We start from the raw sequence: 20,352 nt of genomic DNA on the forward strand, positions 1-20,352 counted from the left end.
TTATCGCACCAGATAAGGTTTGCGCTGCGGCTTGGACGGGCTTGCAGGGCTGTGTTCGACCGGAAAGTCCCCCATCAGATAGGGGTGCATGCCCTGGTTCTTCAGATTCTGCAGAAACTGCCCGAAGCCTTCAAGGTCCGTCATCCTGGGGGCTTCGCTTAAATGCCGGGCCGACAGCGGACCGATTTCGTCAGCTATGGTCTGCAAAGGCTCCATCGGGGCTTCAACAAACTCTGCCATGGTCCAGATCCGCACCCGCGCCTTGGTCCATTGGGAGCGCAGGATCTGCAACTGCTTCGCTTCTCTCTGCTGCAGCCTGGCCGCCTCCTGGCGCAGTTCCGTGAAATTGCGGCTGGACTTGAACAGCGGAATCGCCCAGGCACCGCTGATGACTGAGACCTGCGCGTTGGTATCCCGCGCCACCAGCCAGTTCACCGCCTGATTGCTGCGCGGCCCGAACTGAAAGCACTGCCTCTCGCCGCGGGTGTTCCAGATCAGGCTGGTCAGAAAGCTTTCCGGGTTATAGTCGCGCAATCCGGCGCTGCTGTTCAGGCAGCCGTTGATCAGGCTCTGCCCTTCAGAGAATTCAGCCCCATCCGGCGCGAAGATATGCCCGTGCACCTTGCTGCCGGTCGTGCGCGCCAGCCAGGTTTCGAAATCCTCGAACAGCTCGGAAAACCCTTGAAAAACCGAGTAAGGGCTTGAAGTGACCCCATTCTCGGAGCCATGGCCGGGAAACCGGCTCTGCATATAGAGGCCGGGCCGTCCGCGGGTGCGCCGCTCCACCGCCTTGGCAAAGATCCGGTCGATCTTGCCGGGGTTCGGTTCCGTCCGCTTCATTGCCGCTGCCTGATCGCTCAGGAAGGCCTGATAGAGCCTGTTTGCATGCGGCCAGATCTTGCGCGCGACAAAACAGTCCGAGCGGCGCAAAAGCTGCAGATGATCGTCGTAGAAGATATGCGGCTTGCCCTGGAAATCGAACTTGCTCAGCGTTAGGGAGCGGCTTTCGATGTTGCTGGAGTGCAGCCGCGCCAGGGTCTGGAAATAGCTTTCATCCGGGATCCAGACCTTGCGGAAATAAGTGTCATAGACCGGGCGCTCCGGATCCTGCAGGATCGCCGTCAGGGTCTTGCGCGTCAGGCACCACCACTGGCTGCCCATATGCGGCACCAACCCGGACGGGATCCGCCGCTTGAAGCGAAGTTTGCGCTGCAGGCTGACATAACGGTCGAACAGGTAGCGGTGCTTTTTCCAGGAAAACGGGAACCGCAGCGTGAACCGCTCGTGGCTGAGACCGCCTACGATCCAGGGCACATCCGCGGTGGTGGCACTTTCGATGAAATCGGTGTCCGGGCGCACAGCCAGGTAATCGGCCAGTTCCTGCACCGGCCTCAGCGGCAGGCAAGAACCGGAGGCCAAATAGACATGGCGCACATCCGGAAACTCCGCCAGCATCACTTCCGACGCCGACTGCGAGGCCGCCACGATGCCCCAAGTACCCCATTCGCAGCGGTGGCGCGCGGAGAACCGCACCAGCGGATTGCCATCCAGCGACTGACAGAAGCGGTCGAACACCGCACGGCTGACATTGCGGTCCACATGCAGCACCACCGGGCAGCCCGCTGCGGTCCAGTGGCCCACCACCTGCGCCGCGCGGTCCAGCGCCGTGTGCACCAGCATGACCACACCGACCGAATTCATGCCCAGTTCCCCTTGGACATCAGCCCCAGAATCTCAAGCTGGCGCCAATTGATGTATTTCTCGCTCCATTTGCACCACAGTTCCGGCTGATCTGCCAGCCTGGCGGCATAGGCCTTGTATTCCGCCGATCCGCCGTAGTGCTGGCGGCGGGTCAGTTCCTCCTCGGCCTTGGCGGTGAACGTGTCCAGGAACTTGGCGTGCAGCAGCATGCCGCTGGCTTTCTCTCCGCCATCGGTCTCATAGACCTGATTCAGCCCGCGCGGCAGCAAGGCATGGGTGGAGCTGGCATAGGCATAGCGCCGGTGCCATTTGACCAGCGGAATCTTGTTCAGCGCCGGTGCCTTCTTGGGCGCATCGGCAAAGAACACCCGCGCCCGCGGCCCCCCCTGGATCCACAGGTTGCCGTATTCCAGGTTGCGGCTGATGGTGTAATTGCCGCTGTCGAACCAATGGGCGATCTCCAGCGGGTTCTGCCCGGCCTGATACGGCACCTCACTAATCCGGCCCTTGGGGTACACATCCAGAAGCATCGCCGAAAAGCTGCGGATTGCCGAATTGTCCAGCCAGTCGGTCAGCGCCCGGATCGGCCTTGTGTCGCAAAACGGGTAGATGAAGAACTCATCCGGATCGACCACCAGCACCCAGTGATCATGCGCGTATTTGCGCTTGAGGTAATTCATCCAGTCGATTCCGAAACCCGCGCGCTTGTAGCTGGCAGCGGTGTGCCACAGCGAGACATCCTCCATCCCGCGCAAGTATTCCACCGTGCCGTCGGTGGAGTCATTGTCCACGAACAGGAAATGATCGATTCCCATGCCGCGGTAGTACTGGAGGAAATAGGGCAGCCGGATCTGCTCATTGCGCATGGTGCAGACCAGCAGGATATCACTTGGCCGGATCGCCCGGGTGTGGTCCTGCAGCGCGGTCAGCTCACCGGATTTGCGCACCGCGCGGACCAGCCGCCGCTTGCGCCGCAACCGCATCCGGTAAGAATCCCAAAGCCCCACGTTTACTCCAAACCATTTTCCAAGGAGCGCACCCACCTGCCCCGGCCTTCTGGCCACCGGCAAGTTTCCGCGCAATATGTCACGCGCTCAGTGTATTAACAATGGATTTAGAAACAGTTACGCGGGCGCACGGCGCAGCTGCAACAGTCAGGAATTCCTGTCCCTCTCGTTACCAGTCGACCGGCACCATCAATCCCAGCGCGGCCAACTGATCCGGCCCCTGATACCGTACCGCCCCGGCGTGCCACATATCCGGTGCACCGGTGATCCGGTCATAGTAGAAGTCAAACAGATGCGGCGTATGGAAATGCTGCTGCCGCTGCTTTTCCGTTGCCGATTTGGAAACAATCTCCGGCAGGAACTTCGTATGCAGCAGCACTCCGGAGGGCGACGTGCCGCCCGGCCCGTCGTACAGCCCGTTCATCTGCGGCGGCAGCATGGAATGGGTGGAATTGACGTATGCGTAGCGCCGGTTCCAGCGCACCAGCGGCAGCTTGTTCAGCGTCGGCGAGTGTTCCGGCTGATCGCGGAAAAACATCCTTTCACGCGCCCCGCCCTGAACCCACAAATTGCCCTTCGGCTGCTGCCGCACCGCCCGGTAGGGGCCTCCGTCGAACCATTGCAGAACCTCGCAGGGGTCCTGCCCCGGTGCATAGGTCTGGCTGTCCAGCGGCCCCTTGGGATACAGGTCCAGCATCAATGCGCCGAACCCTTCACGGCCGTCCTGCTCCAGCCGCTGCGTCAGGTCGCTCAGGCCGTGCGCCTCCATCCCGGAAAAGACCAGCAGCTCATCCGCATCCACGGTCAGGCACCAGCGCCGGTGGCCGTGCCGGATCAGCAGCCAGCCCAGCCAGTCTAGGCCAAAGCGCGTGTCCCGGTAGCTGGCCTCTGTGCGCCACAGGGAGACATCCGGCTGCTCGGCCAGCATCTCAGCACTGCCGTCATCGCTGCCATTGTCCACCACAAGGAAATGCGCGGCGCCCATCCGCCGGTAATGTTCCAGAAAATAGGGCAGCCGGGTGATCTCATTGCGCAGCACGGTAAAGACCAGAACACCCTGTCCGGGGATCTCCCGGGTGCGGTCCGCCACCTTCTGCAGCTGATGGCGCGCGCGCAGGGCCCGCCAAAGCAACCGCCGCCGCTTCCACCGCAGCCTATAGGCCCCGGTGAGGCCCAGCGGCGGCAGATCAGGGGCGGCGGACTGTGCCATCCTCAGCTCTCGTAATGGCCTGTCTTATGCCACTTCCAAGCGTCGGCAATCATCGTTTCCAAGGTGGAGCGGCGCGGCTCCCAGCCCAGATCAGTGATCGCGCGGGTCGATCCCGACACCAGCTTGGTGCAGTCACCCGCCCGGCGCGGGCCGGTTTTGCAGGGCACCGCCTGACCTGTCACCGCCTCGGCCTTGTCCATCACCTCGCGCACCGAGAAACCGCTGCCGGTGCCCAGGTTGAACACCTGGCTGCCCTTGCCGTCCTCCAGCCACTTCAGGCCCAGCACATGCGCGTCCACCAGGTCGCAGACATGCACATAGTCGCGAATGCAGGTGCCGTCCGGAGTATCGTAGTCGGTGCCAAAGATGGTAAGTGCTTCGCGCTTGCCGGCAACCGCATCCAGCACCAGCGGCACCAGATGGGTCTCGGGGCGGTGGAACTCACCCACCTCCGCCTCAGGGTCGGCACCCGCTACGTTGAAATAGCGGAAGATCACCGACCGCAGCCCGTGCGCGGTGCCGAAATCCTTCAGGATATCCTCCACCGCGCGCTTGGAGGCGCCATAGGCATTCAGCGGCAGCTGCGGGGTATTTTCATCCAGCACAACATTGTCATGCTCGCCATAGGTGGCACAGGTGGAGGAGAACACGAAGTCCAGACAGCCCGCTGCCACCGCGGCCTCAATCAGGTTGAGCGACCCGCCGGTGTTGTTGGCCCAGTAACGGCCCGGCTCGCTCATCGCCTCACCGACCTGACTCAGCGCCGCAAAATGCATCACGGCAGCCGGCTGATACTTGGCGAACACTTCATCCAGGCGGGTGCGGTCAGTCAGGTCTCCCTTCTCGAAGGGGCCGAACTTGACCGCGTCCTGCCATCCGGTCACCAGGTTGTCATAGGTCACGGGCGTGTAACCCGCCGCCTTCAGCGCCTTGCAGGCGTGCGAGCCGATGTATCCGGCGCCGCCGGTCACGAGGATATTGGTCACTGTCTCTGCCCCATGCAAACAAAGCCGCCCCGAAGGGCGGCCAGTGTGGTTACTGCGCGGCCTTGCCGACCTGCGCGATCTCGGTGATGTAGTTCATCAGATCGTCCCGCAGCTCATCGCGCGCCAGCGCAAAGGCCACGGTTGCCTGCAGGAAGCCCGCCTTGGAGCCGCAATCGAACCGCTGGCCGCGGAAGCGGTAGCCGTAGACCGGCACGTCCTGGGCAATGTCTTCTGCGATCGCGTCGGTCAGCTGGATCTCGCCGCCGGCGCCCTGCTTCATCTTGTTGAGGTTCTTCAGAACCGACGGCGCCAGGATATAGCGGCCGATGACCGCCAGGTTCGACGGCGCCTCTTCCATCTTGGGCTTCTCGACCATCCCGTTGGCGGCAACCACCTGGCCCATATCGTCCTTCACGTCGAGCACACCGTAGGACGAGGTCTTCTCCGGCGGGACCTCCATCGCGGCAACCATGTTGCCGCCGGTTTCCTCATAGGCCTCGACCATCTGCTGCAGGCAGGGTTTCTCTGCCGCGATCACGTCATCCGGCAGGATCACCGCAAAGGGCTCATTGGCGATCAGGCGGCGGGCACACCAGACGGCATGGCCCAGGCCCAGCGCCTTGTGCTGGCGGATATAGGCAATCGCGCCGGATTCCATGTCGGTGCTCTTGAGGATGTCCAGCAGATCATCCTTGCCCTTCTTACGCAGTTCCTGCTCCAGAACCGGCGAGTGGTCAAAGTAGTCCTCCAGCGCGCCTTTGCCGCGCGAGGTGACAAAGATGAATTCCTTGATCCCGGCAGCGCGCGCCTCGTCGATGGCGTATTGCACCAGCGGCCGGTCGACCAGTGTCATGATTTCCTTGGGCACGGATTTGGTTGCAGGCAGGAACCTGGTGCCCAGGCCCGCAACCGGAAAAATCGCTTTGGTTACTTTTTTACGCATGATGTTCTCTCTGTACTCAAATTCCGCGCAGGACACAGGCACATGCACAAGACGCAGCAATACTCGTGCGCATCATACCCGGCTGTCTCCAAAAAAATGTGAAGCAACTGCCCGCTGCCCCCTGCTGCCGTTCAGAGGCAGCATCCCGTTTGTTCTGTTTCTCATTACCATACAGCACTCATTCGAGCCCCATCTTCTTCATCATGGCTTCCAGCCGCGGCACGTCCTCCGGGTTGTTCAGCTCCCAGAACTCGCGGCCGCGCGCCTCCACCTCTACACACAGCACCTTGCGCCCGTTCTCAAGAAACCGCAGCTGCTCCAGCCCTTCGAGCCGTTCCAGCGGCCCTGTATCCCAATCAGGATACGCCGCCAAGGCATCCGGGCGGTAGGCATAGACGCCGACATGGTGAAAGACCGGCGTATTTTCGCCATCACCGTAAGCCTGACCGCAATAAGGCACCACCTCCTTGGAGAAATAGAGCGCACTATGGTCCGCGGCAAATACTGCAGTGGTGCCGCCGACCCGGCCGGCCTTGCGGTCGGCCAGCAGGCTGTTCAGCGTCTCGCCGTTGCAGCGCAGCACCGGCGTTGCCAGCCCCATGCCCGGCGCAGCCCGAAGCCCGGCCACCAGGTCCTCGACAAACCAATGCGGTGTCAGCGGCGCGTCCCCTTGCAGATTCACCACAATCTCATAGCCGCCGCCCAGCGCCGCATGCGCCTCCGCGCAGCGCTCGGTGCCGTTGGCGCAGGTTTCAGAGGTCATCACCACCTCGGCGCCAAAACCCTCCGCGGCCTGTTTGATACGATCGTCATCCGTGGCTACGACCACCCGGTCCACACCCTGAACCGAGCAGGCCGCCCGCCAGGACCGCTCCACCAGAGAGCGCTTCTCGCCGCTGGCCCCGGTCAGCGGCACCAGCGGTTTGCCAGGATAGCGGGTGGAGGCATAGCGGGCGGGGATGACGATCAGAACGGACATCAGGCTTCCTTCAGTTCCACAGCTGGTGCATAGGCGATGAAGAACGGGTTCGCATAGCCCTCTTTACCGTATTTCAGCGGGGAGTGATCGTCAAAACGCACCACCTTGCCGCCAGCGCCAGCGAGCACCGCATGGCCCGCCGCGGTGTCCCACTCCATGGTGCGCCCGACCCGCGGATAGAGATCCGCCTCGCCGGTGGCAACCAGGCAGAACTTCAGCGAAGAACCGGCGCTTTTGCTGTCCTTGACGCTGTACTTATTGATGTAGTCATCAGTGGCCTGATCGCGGTGCGATTTGGACGCCACCACCATCAGCGCCGAATTGTCGCTTTCGGCGACCCGGATGGCGCGGGTCTCGCCGATGGTCTCCGGATCAAAGGCGCCGGTCTCTTCAACCGCGCTGCCATCGGCCAGGGTAAAGAACATCCGCTGCCGCGCCGGCGCATAGACCACGCCCCGCGTCGGCACACCCTTTTCCACCAGCGCGATGTTGACGGTGAAATCGCCGCGGCGATGGATGAATTCCTTGGTGCCGTCCAGCGGGTCGACGATCAGGAAGGTTTCGCCGCGCTCCTTGTGCGAGGCCGCCTGTTCCTCGGTGACCAGCATCATGTCCGGAAACGCTGCCCGCAGCCCGGCCGAGATCAATGCATCCGCCGCCTCATCCGCTTCGGTCACGGGGCTGTCGTCGGATTTCACTTTCACGTCGAAATCGTCGGAATTGTAGATCTCCATGATCTTCGCGCCGGCCTCGATGGCCAGCTTGCGGATCACGGGCACCAGGTTTTCATAGGTCACGCGGGTCTCCCTGATACGGGTTTAATTGAAAATTTGCCTGTTGCCCCTTATGATCCGCAGACAGCAGAACGGCAAGCAGCCGCATCAGATAAGAGCAGAGAACGCAGGTTCATGTTTCAGCAGCGCACACAGCCTTCCTGGATGTCCGGCTTCTTCGCCTTGTGCGAGGTGGTGTTCCATTCGACCGTGCGCAGTGTCCGCTCCAAGCACAACAATGCATTCATCGCGCTTGGCTTAAATCTGCTGCAGACGATTTTGTTCGTGCTGGCCTTCTATGTCATGTTCGCGGTTCTGGGTCTGCGGGGTGCCGCCCTCCGCGGCGATTTCCTGCTCTACGTGATGTCTGGGGTTTACCTGTTCATGGTCCACACCAAGACTGTCAGCGCTGTTGCCGGCGCCGAGGGCCCCAGCAGCCCGATGATGCAGCACGCGCCGATGAACACGATGGTCGCCCTGCTGTCCGCCGCCATTGGCGCGCTCTATATTCAGGTTCTGTCGCTGATCATCATCCTGTTTGCCTATCACGTCGCCTATACGCCTGTGCACATCGAGGAACCCGTCCCCGCATTCGGCATGGTTCTGCTGTCCTGGATCACCGGATTCAGCGTCGGGCTGGTGTTTCTGGTGCTGAAACCCTGGGCGCCGAGTTTTGTCAGCATCCTGATGATGATTTACCAGCGCGCCAACATGATTGCCTCGGGCAAGATGTTCCTGGCCAACACCCTGCCCGGCTTCATGCTGGCGATGTTCGACTGGAATCCGCTGTTTCACTGCATTGACCAGGCCCGCGGCTTCGTCTTTATCAACTACAACCCGCATTTCAGCTCCTGGCAGTATGCGGCCTGGGTGGCGCTGGTGCTGATCGTGATTGGCCTGATGGGCGAATTCTACACACGCCGTAACGTGTCCCTCAGCTGGAATGCGCGGCGATGAGGGGACTGCGCGCAGCAGCCGTTCTCTGTCTGGGCTTCCTGGCAATGCCAGCCGCGGCGCAGGAGTTTCCCGCACTCCACAATGTCACCGGCGTTGCGTCGGACGATGTGCTGAACATCCGCAGCGCCCCCTCCGCCGGTTCTGAAATCATCGGAACCCTGGCACCGGATCAAACCGGAGTGGAAGTGGTCCTGGCGGATGGCAGCGGCAAATGGGGCCTGGTGAACAGCGGTGAGCAATCCGGCTGGGCCGCCCTGCGGTATCTGGACCGGATATCTTCCAGCAATTGGCACGAGCAACCGGAACAGGCTCTGGAATGCTTCGGCACAGAACCCTTCTGGTCTTTGACCCTGGATGAGGCTGCCAGTTTCAGCACTCCGGACAGTCCGGGCACCCCTGTCACACTGGTGGCACGGGAACCGGCCGCAGGCCGCAGCGGCAAATCCGGCTTCCTCGCTGCAAGCCGGAGCGGCAGCGAAACGCCCGCCCCCGAAGCGATCAGCCTGTCCGGCACCCTGACGGCACAGCATTGCTCCGATGGCATGTCTGACCGGATCTACGGCATTTCGATCGACCTTCTGCGCCTGCGCAACACGGGCCGGCTCGACGTCCTGACCGGCTGCTGCTCGCTGCTGCCCTAGCCGCCGGCCCCAAGACTTTTCAGCAAAAGTCTTGGCAAAAGTTTTCCGCCACGTCAGCCTCATGTCACCACCCGCAGCGTCAGGTTGATCCGTCCGCCTTTTGGCAAGAGGCGCGAGGACTTGAATCGGATCCGGTCCACTCCGTGATAGGTCAGCCGCGCCTCGCCCCCCATCACAACCACATCGCCCGAGCTCAGCCAGACCGATTCTGTCCTGCCGCCCCGCGTTTGGCTGCCGATCCGGAACAGCCCGTCGTCCCCCAGCGAGATTGAGACCACGGGAAAGGAGAAATCCGCCTCATCCTTGTCCTGGTGCGGCCCCATCTTCGCGCCCTCGCCGTAGTAATTCAGCAGGCAGCATTCCGGCTGCCGCTCCAGCCCGGTCAGCTCCGTCCAGATATCCAGAACCTCCGGCGGGATTGCAGGCCATTCCCGGCCCGCGGGATGCTGTTCCGCATAACGGTAGCCCTTGGCGTCCGAATACCAGCCGAATTGCCCGGCCGAGGTCATCCGCACCGACATCTGCCCGCCGCCGGGCACCTTGGGTGAAAACAAGGGCGCCGCCTTCAGCACCGGCCGCAAGGCCTCGATCAGCGCCGCCTGCCGGACGCCATCGAGATACCCCTTGTGAACATCAAATCCGCGCACCCGCAGCAGGGTCATTGCCGTTCATCCATCCTTAACCATGCCCCTTGCAAAAAAGCGCATTGATTCACGCCTCCGGGCGTGCCTGAGCGCTTGCAGGGCCGTTTTCACGTCCCTATATACGCCGGGACGCGGCAAGGTGCAGACCAAACCGCAAAACAATCGGGGCCGGGATGCCGCAACGGGTTCAGGCCTCGGGTAATCGCCTTGAGTAGTAAAAAGGGATCGCAAATGAGCAAAGTTATCGGCATCGACCTGGGTACCACCAACTCCTGCGTGGCCATCATGGACGGCTCCCAGCCCCGCGTGATTGAAAACGCCGAGGGCGCGCGCACCACCCCGTCGATCGTTGCCTTCACCGACGACGAGCGCCTGGTCGGCCAGCCGGCCAAACGCCAGGCCGTCACCAACCCCGACAACACCGTGTTCGGCGTCAAGCGCCTGATCGGCCGCCGGTTCGACGACCCGGCCGTCGCCAAAGACAAGAAGATGGTGCCGTTCTCCATCGTCAACGGCGGCAACGGCGACGCATGGGTCGAAGCCAAGGGTGAGAAATACTCCCCGTCGCAAATCTCCGCCTTCACTCTGGGCAAGATGAAGGAGACCGCGGAATCTTACCTGGGCGAGGAAGTCACCCAGGCGGTCATCACCGTGCCTGCCTATTTCAACGACGCCCAGCGTCAGGCCACCAAAGACGCCGGCAAGATCGCGGGCCTCGAAGTGCTGCGCATCATCAACGAGCCGACCGCGGCTGCGCTGGCCTATGGCCTGGACAAGGAAAACACCCAGACCATCGCCGTCTATGACCTCGGCGGCGGCACCTTCGACGTGACCATCCTGGAAATCGACGACGGCCTGTTCGAAGTGAAGTCGACCAACGGCGACACCTTCCTGGGTGGCGAAGACTTTGACATGCGCATCGTCAACTACCTGGCGGATGAGTTCAAAAAGGAAAACGGCGTCGATCTGTCCAAGGACAAGATGGCCCTGCAGCGCCTGAAGGAAGCCGCAGAGAAAGCAAAGATCGAGCTGTCCTCCACCTCACAGACCGAGATCAACCAGCCGTTCATCTCGATGGACCCCTCCTCGGGCCAGCCGCTGCACATGGTGATGAAGCTGACCCGCGCCAAGCTGGAAAGCCTGGTCTCCGACCTGATCAAGCGTTCGATGGACCCCTGCAAGGCGGCCCTCAAGGACGCAGGCCTCTCCGCCTCCGACATTGACGAGGTGGTTCTGGTCGGCGGTATGACCCGGATGCCGAAAGTCATCGAAGAGGTCTCCAAGTTCTTCGGCAAGGAGCCGCACAAGGGCGTGAACCCGGATGAAGTGGTTGCCATGGGCGCCGCCATCCAGGCCGGCGTTCTGCAGGGCGACGTCAAGGACGTGGTGCTGCTCGACGTGACCCCGCTGTCGCTCGGCATCGAAACCCTGGGCGGTGTCTTCACCCGCCTGATCGACCGCAACACCACCATCCCGACCAAGAAGTCGCAGGTGTTCTCGACCGCGGAAGACAACCAGAACGCCGTGACCATCCGCGTGTTCCAGGGTGAGCGTGAAATGGCAGCCGACAACAAGATGCTCGGCCAGTTCAACCTCGAGGAAATCCCGCCGGCACCGCGCGGCATGCCGCAGATCGAAGTGACCTTTGACATCGACGCCAACGGCATCGTGTCGGTCGGCGCCAAGGACAAGGCGACCGGCAAGGAACAGCAGATCACCATCCAGGCATCGGGCGGCCTGTCCGACGAGGACATCGAAAAGATGGTCAAGGACGCCGAGGACAACGCCGAGGCGGACAAGGAACGCCGCGAGCTGATCGAAGCCAAGAACCAGGCCGAGTCGCTGATCCACTCCACCGAGAAATCGGTGGAAGAGCATGGCGACAAGGTCGATCCCTCCACTGTTGAGGTGATCGAGCTGGCCGTGGCTGCGCTTAAGGACGAGCTGGAGAACGACAAGGCAACCGCCGACAAGATCAAGTCCGGCATCCAGAACGTCACCGAAGCCGCCATGAAACTGGGCGAAGCGATCTACAAGGCGCAGGCCGAAGAAGGCGGCGACGACGAACCGGCTGCTGCTGACGAAGCTGCAGGCCCGGCTGACGACGACATCGTCGATGCCGAGTTCGAAGACCTGGACAACGACAAGCGCTAACGCCTGAGCACTCAGGCCAAGGCGGGCCGGTCCGACCCCGGACCGGCCCATTTTCGTTGAGGCAGATGGGGTAACCGATGTCAAAACGTGACTATTACGACGTTCTGGGCGTGGCCAAAGGCGCCACCGCAGACGAAATCAAAAAAGGCTTTCGCAAGAAGGCCAAGGAACTGCACCCCGACCGGAACTCCGATAATCCGGACGCCGAGGCGCAGTTCAAGGAAGCCAACGAGGCTTATGACGTCCTGAAGGACGCCGAGAAAAAGGCGGCCTACGATCGCTTTGGCCATGCTGCCTTCGAAAACGGCATGGGCGGCGGCCAGCGCGGCGGCGGCCAGGGCTTTGGCGGCGGCGATTTCTCCTCCGCTTTCTCCGACGTGTTCGACGACCTGTTCGGCGATTTCATGGGCGGCCAGCGCGGCGGCGGCGGCGGGCGCCAGCGCGCATCGCGCGGTGCCGACCTGCGCTACAACCTGCGCGTCTCGCTGGAGGAAGCCTTTGGCGGCCTCCACAAGACCATCAAGGTGCCTGCCTCGGTCTCCTGCACCTCCTGCGAGGGCACCGGGGCTGAGGGCGGCGTGGAACCCACCACCTGCCCGACCTGCTCCGGCATGGGCAAGGTCCGCGCGCAGCAGGGCTTCTTCACCGTCGAACGCACCTGCCCGACCTGTTCGGGTCTCGGTCAGATCATCAAGAACCCGTGCAAATCCTGCCACGGCCACGGCCGCGTCGAAAAGGACCGCTCGCTGTCGGTGAACATCCCGGCAGGCGTGGAAACCGGCACCCGCATCCGCCTCGCGGGCGAAGGCGAAGCCGGCCTGCGCGGCGGCCCTCCGGGCGATCTTTACATCTTTGTCGAGGTCGGCCCGCACAAGCTGTTTGAGCGTGACGGCAACAACCTCTACTGCCGGGTGCCTGTCAGCATGGCCAAGGCGGCGCTTGGCGGCTCCATCGAGGTGCCGACCATTGACGGCGGCCGCGGCCGGGTGCAGATCCCCGAGGGCAGCCAGTCCGGCCGCCAGATGCGCCTGCGCGGCAAGGGCATGCCGGCGCTGCGCGGCGGTGCCACCGGCGACATGTTCATTGAACTGGCGGTGGAAACCCCGATGAACCTCACCGCCCGCCAGAAAGAGCTTCTGCGCGAGTTTGAGGACATCTCCGAGGAAAACACCAACCCCGAATCCCGCAGCTTCTTCTCTTCGGTGAAAAGTTTCTGGGATGGTATGAAGGGGTGAGGCCCGTCTAGGAAACCGTCCGGGGGACGGTTTCAGGGCCGAACGGGCGGAGCCCCGGCCACTGGCCTCAAGCGACACATTCAAAAGCGCCCCGCTTGGGGCGCTTTTCTTTTGCGGATCCTTTACGAAATCCCCGGACCAGACGCCTCACGCTGCGCTGCGGCGGTGCACAGGAGGTGTACAGGGGGTGCACGCCTGTCACCCCCTTGCTGCCGCTCCCCTGCGGCGCCCATTAACACTTCCTCAACCATGATGGCCGCACCATGGCGCCATGGCACAGGACCCCGCCTTCGAGGACGTCTCCCTGCCGCTGTTTCCCGGCAGCGAGGAGGCCCCTGCGGCCCCGCTCTCCCCCGGCCGCCTGCCCTCCTACATCAAGGACCACCGCGCCCGCCTGCGCGAACGTTTCATGGCTGGCGGCGCCGCTGCGATGCCCGATTACGAGTTGCTGGAACTGGTCCTGTTCCGCTCCATCCCGCGCCGCGACGTGAAACCCCTGGCGCGGCAACTGCTTGATACTTTTGGCGATTTCAATCGCGTGGTGACGGCCTCACCGGAACGGCTGGCGCAAGTGAAGGGCATCGGCGACGCCGTCATCACCGACCTCAAGGTGCTGGAGGCCGCCGCCCACCGCATGGCCCGCGCCCGGGTGATGCAACGGCAGATAATCTCCAGTTGGGACGCCCTCCTGGACTATTGCCACACCACCATGGCGCATCGCGAAACCGAACAGTTCCGCATCCTGTTCCTGGACCGCAAGAACGTCCTGATCGCCGACGAGGAACAGGCCCGCGGTACCGTCGACCACGTCCCGGTCTACCCCCGGGAGGTCGCCAAACGCGCCCTGGAACTCAACGCCAGCGCCTTGATTCTGGTACACAATCACCCGTCCGGAGACCCCACCCCCTCGGACAGCGACATCGCCATGACAGATCAGATTCAGGCCGCGCTGACGGCGCTGGGAATCACCTTGCACGATCACCTGATCATCGGAAAATCCGCCGAACTCAGCTTCCGCGCCCAAGGCTACCTGTAGCGGTATGTTCGTGTCATGATCAGCGGTTTAGGGAGGAAGTGGTGAGCCGTGCAGGATTCGAACCTGCGACCCACTGATTAAAAGTCAGTTGCTCTACCAACTGAGCTAACGGCCCACTTCTTCGTCGCGGTCTAAGTGTTTTTCCCAAGAGGTTCAAGCACTTATTTCGCTTTGGTCCGGCGTGGCGGTGTGTGTCACGCTGTCCCGATAGGCGGCGTATCTAGGGCCAGTGCGGCGGGGGGTCAACCCCTTTTTTCAACTTTTCTCGCCGAAGGCTGGATTCATCTTCGCCCCGGGTCTATATGCCCGCCATGAGCACCTCGGCAGACATAAAAATCCACTTCATGAAGATGCACGGGCTGGGCAACGACTTCGTCGTTGTCGACGCGCGCGTGCAGGACATTGCCATCACCCCGGCGATGGCCAAGGGAATCGCGCACCGCCAGTTCGGCGTCGGCTTCGACCAGCTGACGGTGATTTCAAACGGGCCCGGCGACGCGCATCTGACCTTCTACAACGCCGACGGCTCCACCTCCGCGGCCTGCGGCAACGCCACCCGCTGCATTGCCCGCCACCTGATCCAGGAAACCGGCAAGCCGGAGCTGCACCTGACCACCGACCGCGGCGACCTTTACGCCCGCGATGCCGGTAACGGCCTTACCTCCGTCAACATGGGCGCGCCGCAGCTGGACTGGCAGGACATCCCGCTGGCCGAGGAAACCGATACGCTGGAGCTGCCGATCGAAGGCGGCCCTACAGCCACCGGCATGGGTAACCCCCATTGCACCTTCTTTGTCGAGGACGCCGAGGTCATCCCTCTAGCAGAGTTCGGTCCCCGCTACGAACACCACCCGCTCTACCCGCAGCGCACCAATGTGCAGGTTGCCCAGGTGACCGGCCCCGACCGCATCCGCATGCGCGTCTGGGAGCGCGGTGTGGGTGTGACACTGGCCTCAGGCTCCTCCTCCTGCGCAACGGCCGTTGCGGCCGCCCGGCGCGGCCTGACGGGCCGCAAGGTGCAGATCGACCTGGACGGTGGCACCCTGTGGATTGACTGGGCCGAGGACGGCGTCTGGATGACCGGCCCGACCATGCATGTCTTCGACGGCAGCTTCACCCGCGAATTCCTGGAGTCGCTGGCATGAGCGTGCCCAAGTTCACGACCCTCGGCTGCCGTCTGAACGCCTATGAGACCGAGGCGATGAAGGAGCTGAGCCAGCAGGCAGGCCTGGAGAACGCCGTGGTGGTGAATACCTGTGCGGTAACTGCCGAGGCCGTGCGCAAGGCGCGCCAGGAGATCCGCCGCCTGCGCCGCGATAATCCCGAGGCGCCGATTATCGTGACCGGCTGCGCGGCTCAGACAGAACCGGAAACCTTTGCCGCTATGGAAGAGGTCACCCGCGTCATCGGCAATACAGAGAAGATGCAGCCCGAGACCTGGCAGCAGATCGCCAGGGGCCCGGATTTTATCGGCACCACCGAGAAGGTCCAAGTCGACGACATCATGTCGGTGACAGAAACCGCAGGCCACCTGATCGACGGCTTCGGCACCCGCAGCCGCGCCTATGTGCAGGTCCAGAACGGCTGCGACCACCGCTGCACCTTCTGCATCATCCCTTACGGTCGCGGCAACTCCCGCTCGGTCCCCGCGGGCGTGGTGATCGACCAGATCAAGCGGCTGGTGGACAGGGGCTATAACGAGGTGGTTCTGACCGGTGTGGACCTGACCTCCTGGGGCGCCGATCTGCCCGCACAGCCCCGCCTGGGTGATCTGGTGATGCGGATCCTGAAGCTGGTCCCGGACCTGCCGCGGCTGCGCATCTCCTCGATCGATTCGATCGAGGCGGACGAGAACCTGATGCAGGCGATTGCCACCGAACCGCGCCTGATGCCGCATCTGCACCTGTCGCTGCAGCATGGCGACGACCTGATCCTGAAACGTATGGCCCGCCGCCACCTGCGCGACGACGCCATCGCGTTTTGCGAGGAGGCCCGCCGCCTGCGCCCGGAAATGACCTTTGGCGCTGACATCATTGCAGGCTTCCCGACCGAGTCTGATGCGCATTTCGAGAACTCGCTGAAACTGGTCACTGACTGCGACCTGACCTGGCTGCACGTCTTCCCCTACTCCAAGCGTGAGGGCACCCCGGCGGCGAAGATCCCGAACCAGGTAAACGGCAATGTGATCAGGGAGCGCGCGGCCCGCCTGCGCGCGGCCGGCGATGCGCAGGTCGAACGCCACCTGGCGGCGCAGGTTGGCAAGACCCACCGCATCCTGATGGAAAACCCGCATATGGGCCGCACCGAGCAGTTCACGGAAGTGGCGTTCGCAGCCCCCCAGGAAGAAGGCCGGATCGTCACCGCCGCCATTACAGGTGTGGCAGGCAGCCAGCTGGTGGCCTGACCCAGAGGGGAATTGCTTTCCCCGCTCCTACCCGCTAAATCTCACAACACAGGTCCCGGATACCTGCCGCTCGCGGCCGCTGGCCATGGTGAAATCCGGACAAGGTTTATCCTGACGCCTGGGTGCACGCCCGGACAGCAATGCGAGCCCTGTCTGCAATGGCACATGCACCCTTTTTGCGAAAGGTACATCCATGCAGACCAACTCTGCCCTTCCTTCTGTTGCGCAGCTCAAGGCCGAGGCCCGGCTCTTGCGCAAGCATTCCCAGGCCCAGGGCCAGCCCATCCCCCACAGCACTGCCCTGGAGCGGATTGCGCAGTACTACGGTTTCCGCGACTGGAACACGCTCCACGCCCGTGCTTCCAACGCGCCGGAACTGCAGGTGGGCATGCGGGTCGAGGGGCGCTATCTGGGCCAGCCCTTCACCGGGTATGTCCATGGGCTGGCCGCCTGCGGTGGCAATGGCCACCGGCGGATCACCCTGCAATTCGACGCGCCCGTGGACGTGGTCCAGTTCGACAGCTTCTCTTCCTGGCGCCAGCGGGTGTCCGCGGTGATCAATGCCGACGACCGCTCGCCGCAGAAGACCTCCAACGGCCTTCCGCATCTGACCGTAAGCCCGCTGGCCTAGGCGTCCGGCTTCTTTCTGGTCAGAAATACCCCGGGGTGAATGCGCGCCTGCGCGCAGAGGGGCAGCGCCCCGCCCAATCAGCAAGGAAAAACCCCCGCAAGCATCACTTGCGGGGGTTTGATGTTTTCAGCGCTTTAGTCAGCCGCCAAGGATCAGTGCTTGCCCTTGTGCGGCGCCCACAGGCGCTTGTTGGTCAGATACAGCATCACCGACAGCAGGGTCAGGAACAGCACGCCGACAAAACCGGCCTGCTTGCGCGCCATCATCTTGGGCTCTGCGGTCCACATCAGGAAGGCCGCGACATCCTGCGACATGGCGTCCACGTCGTTGGCGTGGCCGTCGGCAAATTCCACCTGCTCATCGGACAGCGGCGGCGCCATCGAGATCCAGCCGCCCGGGAAGGCGGTGTTCTCATAGAAGGTGGTACCTGCCTCTTCCTTGGACTCACCGGTGTAGCCGGCCAGCAGCGAGGCGATGTACTCGGCACCGCCCATGCCCTTGAACAGCTGGTTGATGCCCAGGCCATAGGGGCCGTGGAAGCCCGCGCGCGCCTTGGCCATCATGCTGAGGTCCGGGGCGCCGGCGTTGTTGTTTTCCGGGAAGTGGTCGACCGGCTTGGCCGGGCGGTCCTCATCCAGTTCCGGATCGTAGACGCTGAAGTTGTCAGCTGCGTAGGCACGCACCTGATCCTCCGGCAGCTGCGGGCCGCCCTCGTCTGCCAGGGTGCGCAGCGGCACCAGCTTCAGCCCGTGGCAGGCTGCGCAGACTTCGGTGTAGATCTGCAGGCCGCGCTGCAGCTGGTTGCGGTCGTAGGTGCCGAACGGGCCTTCAAACGAGAAGGCGTAGTCGGTGATGTGCTGCTCGCCGCCGCCTGCTGCGTAAGACGCAGCAGGGATCATGGCCAGAGCGAAGGCGGCACCGGTTGCCAGTTTCTTGAACATTGTCAGGTGTTCCTTCTTCTTACTCGGCAGGAGTGGCATCAGCGGAAGACTTCTTGCCGTAGTGGGCGTCGAAATCCTCTTCGATGGTTGCAGGCTGAGCCAGCGGCTTCTCGATCACGCCCAGCAGCGGCAGGATCACGAAGAAGTAGCCGAACCAGTAGGCCGATGCGATCAGCGAGAACGATGCATAGGGCTCTTCCGCCGGCATCGCACCCAGCCACATCAGGGCAAAGAAGTCGACGACCAGCAGCGCGAACCACCATTTGAACATCGGGCGGTAACGGCCCGAACGCACGTTGGAGGTGTCCAGCCAGGGCGCCAGCGCCATGGCCAGGATCGCGCCGAACATGGCGATCACGCCGAAGAACTTCGCATCCACGATGCCGCCGGTCACGAAGGAGGCGAACTGCACCACCCAGACCTCGGAGGTGAAGGCACGCAGGATCGCGTAGAACGGCAGGAAGTACCATTCCGGAACGATGTGCGCCGGGGTCACCAGCGGGTTGGCTTCGATGTAGTTGTCCGGGTGGCCCAGGTAGTTCGGCATGAAGCCGACGATGGCCCAGAAGATCACCAGCACAACGGCCAGGCCCAGGAAGTCTTTGATCACGAAGTACGGCCAGAACGGCAGGGTGTCTTTCTCGGCTTCCGCTTTCGAGCCCTTACGGACATCAACACCGGTCGGGTTGTTGTTGCCGGTGGTGTGGAAGGCCCAGATGTGCACGATAACCAGCGCTGCGATCACGAAGGGCAGCAGGTAGTGCAGCGAGAAGAAGCGGTTCAGGGTGGCGTTGTCCACCGCCGGTCCGCCCAGCAGCCAGGTCTGGATCGCTTCGCCGATGAACGGGATCGCGCCGAACAGGCCGGTGATAACGGTTGCACCCCAGAAGGACATCTGGCCCCAGGGCAGCACGTAGCCCATGAAGGCGGTGCCCATCATCATCAGGTAGATCAGCATGCCGACGATCCAGGTGACTTCGCGGGGCGCCTTGTAGGAGCCATAGTACAGGCCGCGGAAGATGTGGATGTAGACGGCAACAAAGAACAGCGAGGCGCCGTTCATGTGCAGGTAACGCAGCATATGGCCGCCGTTCACGTCGCGCATGATATGCTCGACAGATGCGAACGCCAGGTCAACGTGCGGGGTGTAGTGCATCACCAGGACGATGCCGGTGACGATTTGCAGCGCCAGGCAGAACGCCAGGACGATGCCCCAGATCCACCACCAGTTCAGGTTCTTGGGGGTGGGGATCATGATGGTGTCATAGATCAGGCCGACGATGGGCAGGCGGCTGTGCAGCCACTTTTCTGCGCCTGTCTTCGGCTCGTAATGGTCGTGCGGAATACCGGACATGAGCGCGTTTCCTTATCCCAGCTTGATGGTGTTGGCGTCGGTGAACTCAGCCACCGGCACGTGCAGGTTCTCAGGCGCCGGGCCTTTGCGGATGCGGCCTGCGGTGTCGTAGTGCGACCCGTGGCAGGGGCAGAACCAGCCGTTGAATTCGCCGGCACCGTCGCCCAGCGGCACACAGCCGAGGTGGGTGCAAACACCCATCATCACCAGCCATTCGCCGGCGTCGTCCATGGTGCGGTTCACGTCAGCCGCGTCAGTGCCCGGCTTGTTGGCGTTTTCCGACCGCGGGTCGATCAGTTCGGACAGCTCCACGGCACGGGCTGCCTCGATCTCTTCCTGGGTACGGCGGCGGATGAACACCGGCTTGCCAAGGAACATGACCGAGATCTGCGTGCCAACTTCCACGCCGCTGACATCGACCAGGATCGAGGACAGCGCTTTCACGTCGGCGGAGGGGTTCATCTGGTTGACCAGGGGCCATACGGCGGCACCCGCGGTCACTGCCCCGGCGCCGGCAGTGGCGTAGTAGAGGAAATCTCTCCGGGTTCCTTCGTGGTCTTCTGCGTGGGACACGAGGTTTTCTCCAATTCCAGCGCCCGTTTAGGGCAAACATGCGCATGCACCGCGATTGCTCGCAGTGACTCAGGCGCGTGTCTAGCGGGGAGAAGCCGCTTCGTCCAGCGGTCATAGGCGCGCAGAAAGCCGCAGACGGCAATTCTGTCACGCCTGTGTGACAGTGCCGCACCCATATCGGCG

19 protein-coding genes and 1 tRNA gene are annotated in these 20,352 nt (G+C 62.9%); 8 read left to right on the forward strand and 12 right to left on the reverse strand.

The features are described 5' to 3' along the window. The 7 genes from RA26_RS15055 to cysQ form a co-directional block, all read right to left on the reverse strand. On the reverse strand, positions 1–1,701 hold the full coding sequence (locus RA26_RS15055; RefSeq protein ID WP_039184857.1) for a DUF5927 domain-containing protein: 1,701 nt from the start codon (positions 1,699–1,701) through the stop codon (positions 1–3). Beyond that, positions 1,698–2,684, reverse strand: a complete 987-nt coding sequence (locus RA26_RS15060; RefSeq protein WP_039185040.1) for a glycosyltransferase family 2 protein — start codon at positions 2,682–2,684, stop codon at positions 1,698–1,700. Before RA26_RS15060 ends, RA26_RS15055 begins: the two co-directional genes overlap by 4 nt. A 193-nt stretch (positions 2,685–2,877) precedes the next feature. Then, positions 2,878–3,918: a glycosyltransferase family 2 protein gene (locus RA26_RS15065; protein ID WP_039184859.1), complete on the reverse strand. Its 1,041-nt coding sequence runs from the start codon at positions 3,916–3,918 to the stop codon at positions 2,878–2,880. A gap of 2 nt (positions 3,919–3,920) precedes the next feature. Continuing rightward, positions 3,921–4,904: a UDP-glucose 4-epimerase GalE gene (gene galE, locus RA26_RS15070; RefSeq protein WP_039184860.1), complete on the reverse strand. Its 984-nt coding sequence runs from the start codon at positions 4,902–4,904 to the stop codon at positions 3,921–3,923. A 49-nt stretch (positions 4,905–4,953) separates the two neighbouring features. Further along, positions 4,954–5,847, reverse strand: a complete 894-nt coding sequence (galU, locus tag RA26_RS15075) for a UTP--glucose-1-phosphate uridylyltransferase GalU (RefSeq protein ID WP_039185043.1) — start codon at positions 5,845–5,847, stop codon at positions 4,954–4,956. A 178-nt stretch (positions 5,848–6,025) separates the two neighbouring features. Beyond that, positions 6,026–6,826 carry a 3-deoxy-manno-octulosonate cytidylyltransferase gene (locus RA26_RS15080; RefSeq protein ID WP_039184863.1) on the reverse strand — a complete coding sequence of 267 codons (801 nt, stop codon included), beginning with the start codon at positions 6,824–6,826 and terminating at the stop codon, positions 6,026–6,028. Next, positions 6,826–7,623 (reverse strand): 3'(2'),5'-bisphosphate nucleotidase CysQ, encoded by a 798-nt coding sequence (cysQ, locus tag RA26_RS15085; RefSeq protein ID WP_039184864.1) that lies wholly within the window; start codon positions 7,621–7,623, stop codon positions 6,826–6,828. Before cysQ ends, RA26_RS15080 begins: the two co-directional genes overlap by 1 nt. Positions 7,624–7,734: 111 nt before the next feature. Here cysQ and RA26_RS15090 point away from each other — a divergent pair, with 111 nt between their 5' ends. Together RA26_RS15090 and RA26_RS15095 are read left to right on the forward strand one after the other, a co-directional pair. After that, on the forward strand, positions 7,735–8,556 hold the full coding sequence (locus RA26_RS15090) for an ABC transporter permease (protein ID WP_039184867.1): 822 nt from the start codon (positions 7,735–7,737) through the stop codon (positions 8,554–8,556). Then, a complete protein-coding gene (locus RA26_RS15095) occupies positions 8,553–9,197 on the forward strand; it encodes an SH3 domain-containing protein (RefSeq protein WP_039184868.1) in 645 nt (214 codons plus the stop codon). The genes RA26_RS15090 and RA26_RS15095 overlap by 4 nt, the downstream gene beginning before the upstream one ends. A gap of 59 nt (positions 9,198–9,256) precedes the next feature. On the opposite strand, the gene RA26_RS15100 is transcribed toward RA26_RS15095, so the two are convergent. Beyond that, positions 9,257–9,859, reverse strand: a complete 603-nt coding sequence (locus RA26_RS15100) for an alpha-ketoglutarate-dependent dioxygenase AlkB family protein (RefSeq protein WP_039184869.1) — start codon at positions 9,857–9,859, stop codon at positions 9,257–9,259. A 189-nt stretch (positions 9,860–10,048) separates the two neighbouring features. On the opposite strand from RA26_RS15100, the gene dnaK reads away from it, so the two are divergent. The 3 genes from dnaK to radC all read left to right on the forward strand — a co-directional run bounded on the left by dnaK (position 10,049) and on the right by radC (position 14,266). Then, on the forward strand, positions 10,049–11,995 hold the full coding sequence (gene dnaK, locus RA26_RS15105) for a molecular chaperone DnaK (RefSeq protein WP_275041644.1): 1,947 nt from the start codon (positions 10,049–10,051) through the stop codon (positions 11,993–11,995). 77 nt (positions 11,996–12,072) lie between these two features. Beyond that, entirely contained in the window at positions 12,073–13,230 is a 1,158-nt protein-coding gene (dnaJ, locus tag RA26_RS15110) for a molecular chaperone DnaJ (protein ID WP_039184872.1), read from the forward strand. A gap of 271 nt (positions 13,231–13,501) precedes the next feature. After that, positions 13,502–14,266: a RadC family protein gene (gene radC / locus RA26_RS15115; protein ID WP_039184874.1), complete on the forward strand. Its 765-nt coding sequence runs from the start codon at positions 13,502–13,504 to the stop codon at positions 14,264–14,266. Positions 14,267–14,305: 39 nt separating this feature from the next. Here radC and RA26_RS15120 read toward each other — a convergent pair. Then, a tRNA-Lys gene (locus tag RA26_RS15120) sits at positions 14,306–14,381 on the reverse strand. Positions 14,382–14,568: 187 nt separating this feature from the next. Here RA26_RS15120 and dapF point away from each other — a divergent pair. The 3 genes from dapF to RA26_RS15135 all read left to right on the forward strand — a co-directional run bounded on the left by dapF (position 14,569) and on the right by RA26_RS15135 (position 17,301). Beyond that, positions 14,569–15,411: a diaminopimelate epimerase gene (gene dapF / locus RA26_RS15125; RefSeq protein ID WP_039184877.1), complete on the forward strand. Its 843-nt coding sequence runs from the start codon at positions 14,569–14,571 to the stop codon at positions 15,409–15,411. Next, a complete protein-coding gene (gene mtaB / locus RA26_RS15130) occupies positions 15,408–16,670 on the forward strand; it encodes a tRNA (N(6)-L-threonylcarbamoyladenosine(37)-C(2))-methylthiotransferase MtaB (protein WP_039184882.1) in 1,263 nt (420 codons plus the stop codon). Before dapF ends, mtaB begins: the two co-directional genes overlap by 4 nt. Positions 16,671–16,863: 193 nt before the next feature. Continuing rightward, a complete protein-coding gene (locus RA26_RS15135; protein ID WP_039184884.1) occupies positions 16,864–17,301 on the forward strand; it encodes a glyoxalase superfamily protein in 438 nt (145 codons plus the stop codon). Positions 17,302–17,453: 152 nt separating this feature from the next. Here the strand turns inward: RA26_RS15135 and RA26_RS15140 are convergent, their stop codons facing one another. Genes RA26_RS15140 through petA form a run of 3 tightly spaced genes read right to left on the reverse strand, consistent with a single transcriptional unit; the run spans position 17,454 to position 20,169 of the window. Further along, positions 17,454–18,242: a cytochrome c1 gene (locus tag RA26_RS15140; protein WP_039184888.1), complete on the reverse strand. Its 789-nt coding sequence runs from the start codon at positions 18,240–18,242 to the stop codon at positions 17,454–17,456. Positions 18,243–18,261: 19 nt separating this feature from the next. Beyond that, positions 18,262–19,596: a cytochrome b gene (gene petB, locus RA26_RS15145; RefSeq protein WP_039184890.1), complete on the reverse strand. Its 1,335-nt coding sequence runs from the start codon at positions 19,594–19,596 to the stop codon at positions 18,262–18,264. Between the two features lie 12 nt (positions 19,597–19,608). Then, on the reverse strand, positions 19,609–20,169 hold the full coding sequence (gene petA, locus RA26_RS15150) for a ubiquinol-cytochrome c reductase iron-sulfur subunit (protein ID WP_039147478.1): 561 nt from the start codon (positions 20,167–20,169) through the stop codon (positions 19,609–19,611). Positions 20,170–20,352: the final 183 nt, after the last annotated feature.

The sequence above is a fragment of the Leisingera sp. ANG-M7 genome, from assembly GCF_000813965.1.
Classification (GTDB): Bacteria; Pseudomonadota; Alphaproteobacteria; order Rhodobacterales; family Rhodobacteraceae; genus Leisingera.

Excerpts from the sequence above, each read along its gene's own strand:
- RA26_RS15055 (WP_039184857.1), bottom strand. The coding sequence starts at position 1,701 with ATGAATTCGGTCGGTGTGGTCATGCTGGTGCACACGGCGCTGGACCGC.
- RA26_RS15060 (WP_039185040.1), bottom strand. The coding sequence starts at position 2,684 with ATGCGGTTGCGGCGCAAGCGGCGGCTGGTCCGCGCGGTGCGCAAATCC.
- RA26_RS15065 (WP_039184859.1), bottom strand. The coding sequence starts at position 3,918 with ATGGCACAGTCCGCCGCCCCTGATCTGCCGCCGCTGGGCCTCACCGGG.
- galU (WP_039185043.1), bottom strand. The coding sequence starts at position 5,847 with ATGCGTAAAAAAGTAACCAAAGCGATTTTTCCGGTTGCGGGCCTGGGC.
- RA26_RS15080 (WP_039184863.1), bottom strand. The coding sequence starts at position 6,826 with ATGTCCGTTCTGATCGTCATCCCCGCCCGCTATGCCTCCACCCGCTAT.
- RA26_RS15090 (WP_039184867.1), top strand. The coding sequence starts at position 7,735 with ATGTTTCAGCAGCGCACACAGCCTTCCTGGATGTCCGGCTTCTTCGCC.
- RA26_RS15095 (WP_039184868.1), top strand. The coding sequence starts at position 8,553 with ATGAGGGGACTGCGCGCAGCAGCCGTTCTCTGTCTGGGCTTCCTGGCA.
- RA26_RS15100 (WP_039184869.1), bottom strand. The coding sequence starts at position 9,859 with ATGACCCTGCTGCGGGTGCGCGGATTTGATGTTCACAAGGGGTATCTC.
- dnaJ (WP_039184872.1), top strand. The coding sequence starts at position 12,073 with ATGTCAAAACGTGACTATTACGACGTTCTGGGCGTGGCCAAAGGCGCC.
- radC (WP_039184874.1), top strand. The coding sequence starts at position 13,502 with ATGGCACAGGACCCCGCCTTCGAGGACGTCTCCCTGCCGCTGTTTCCC.
- dapF (WP_039184877.1), top strand. The coding sequence starts at position 14,569 with ATGCCCGCCATGAGCACCTCGGCAGACATAAAAATCCACTTCATGAAG.
- mtaB (WP_039184882.1), top strand. The coding sequence starts at position 15,408 with ATGAGCGTGCCCAAGTTCACGACCCTCGGCTGCCGTCTGAACGCCTAT.
- RA26_RS15135 (WP_039184884.1), top strand. The coding sequence starts at position 16,864 with ATGCAGACCAACTCTGCCCTTCCTTCTGTTGCGCAGCTCAAGGCCGAG.
- RA26_RS15140 (WP_039184888.1), bottom strand. The coding sequence starts at position 18,242 with ATGTTCAAGAAACTGGCAACCGGTGCCGCCTTCGCTCTGGCCATGATC.
- petB (WP_039184890.1), bottom strand. The coding sequence starts at position 19,596 with ATGTCCGGTATTCCGCACGACCATTACGAGCCGAAGACAGGCGCAGAA.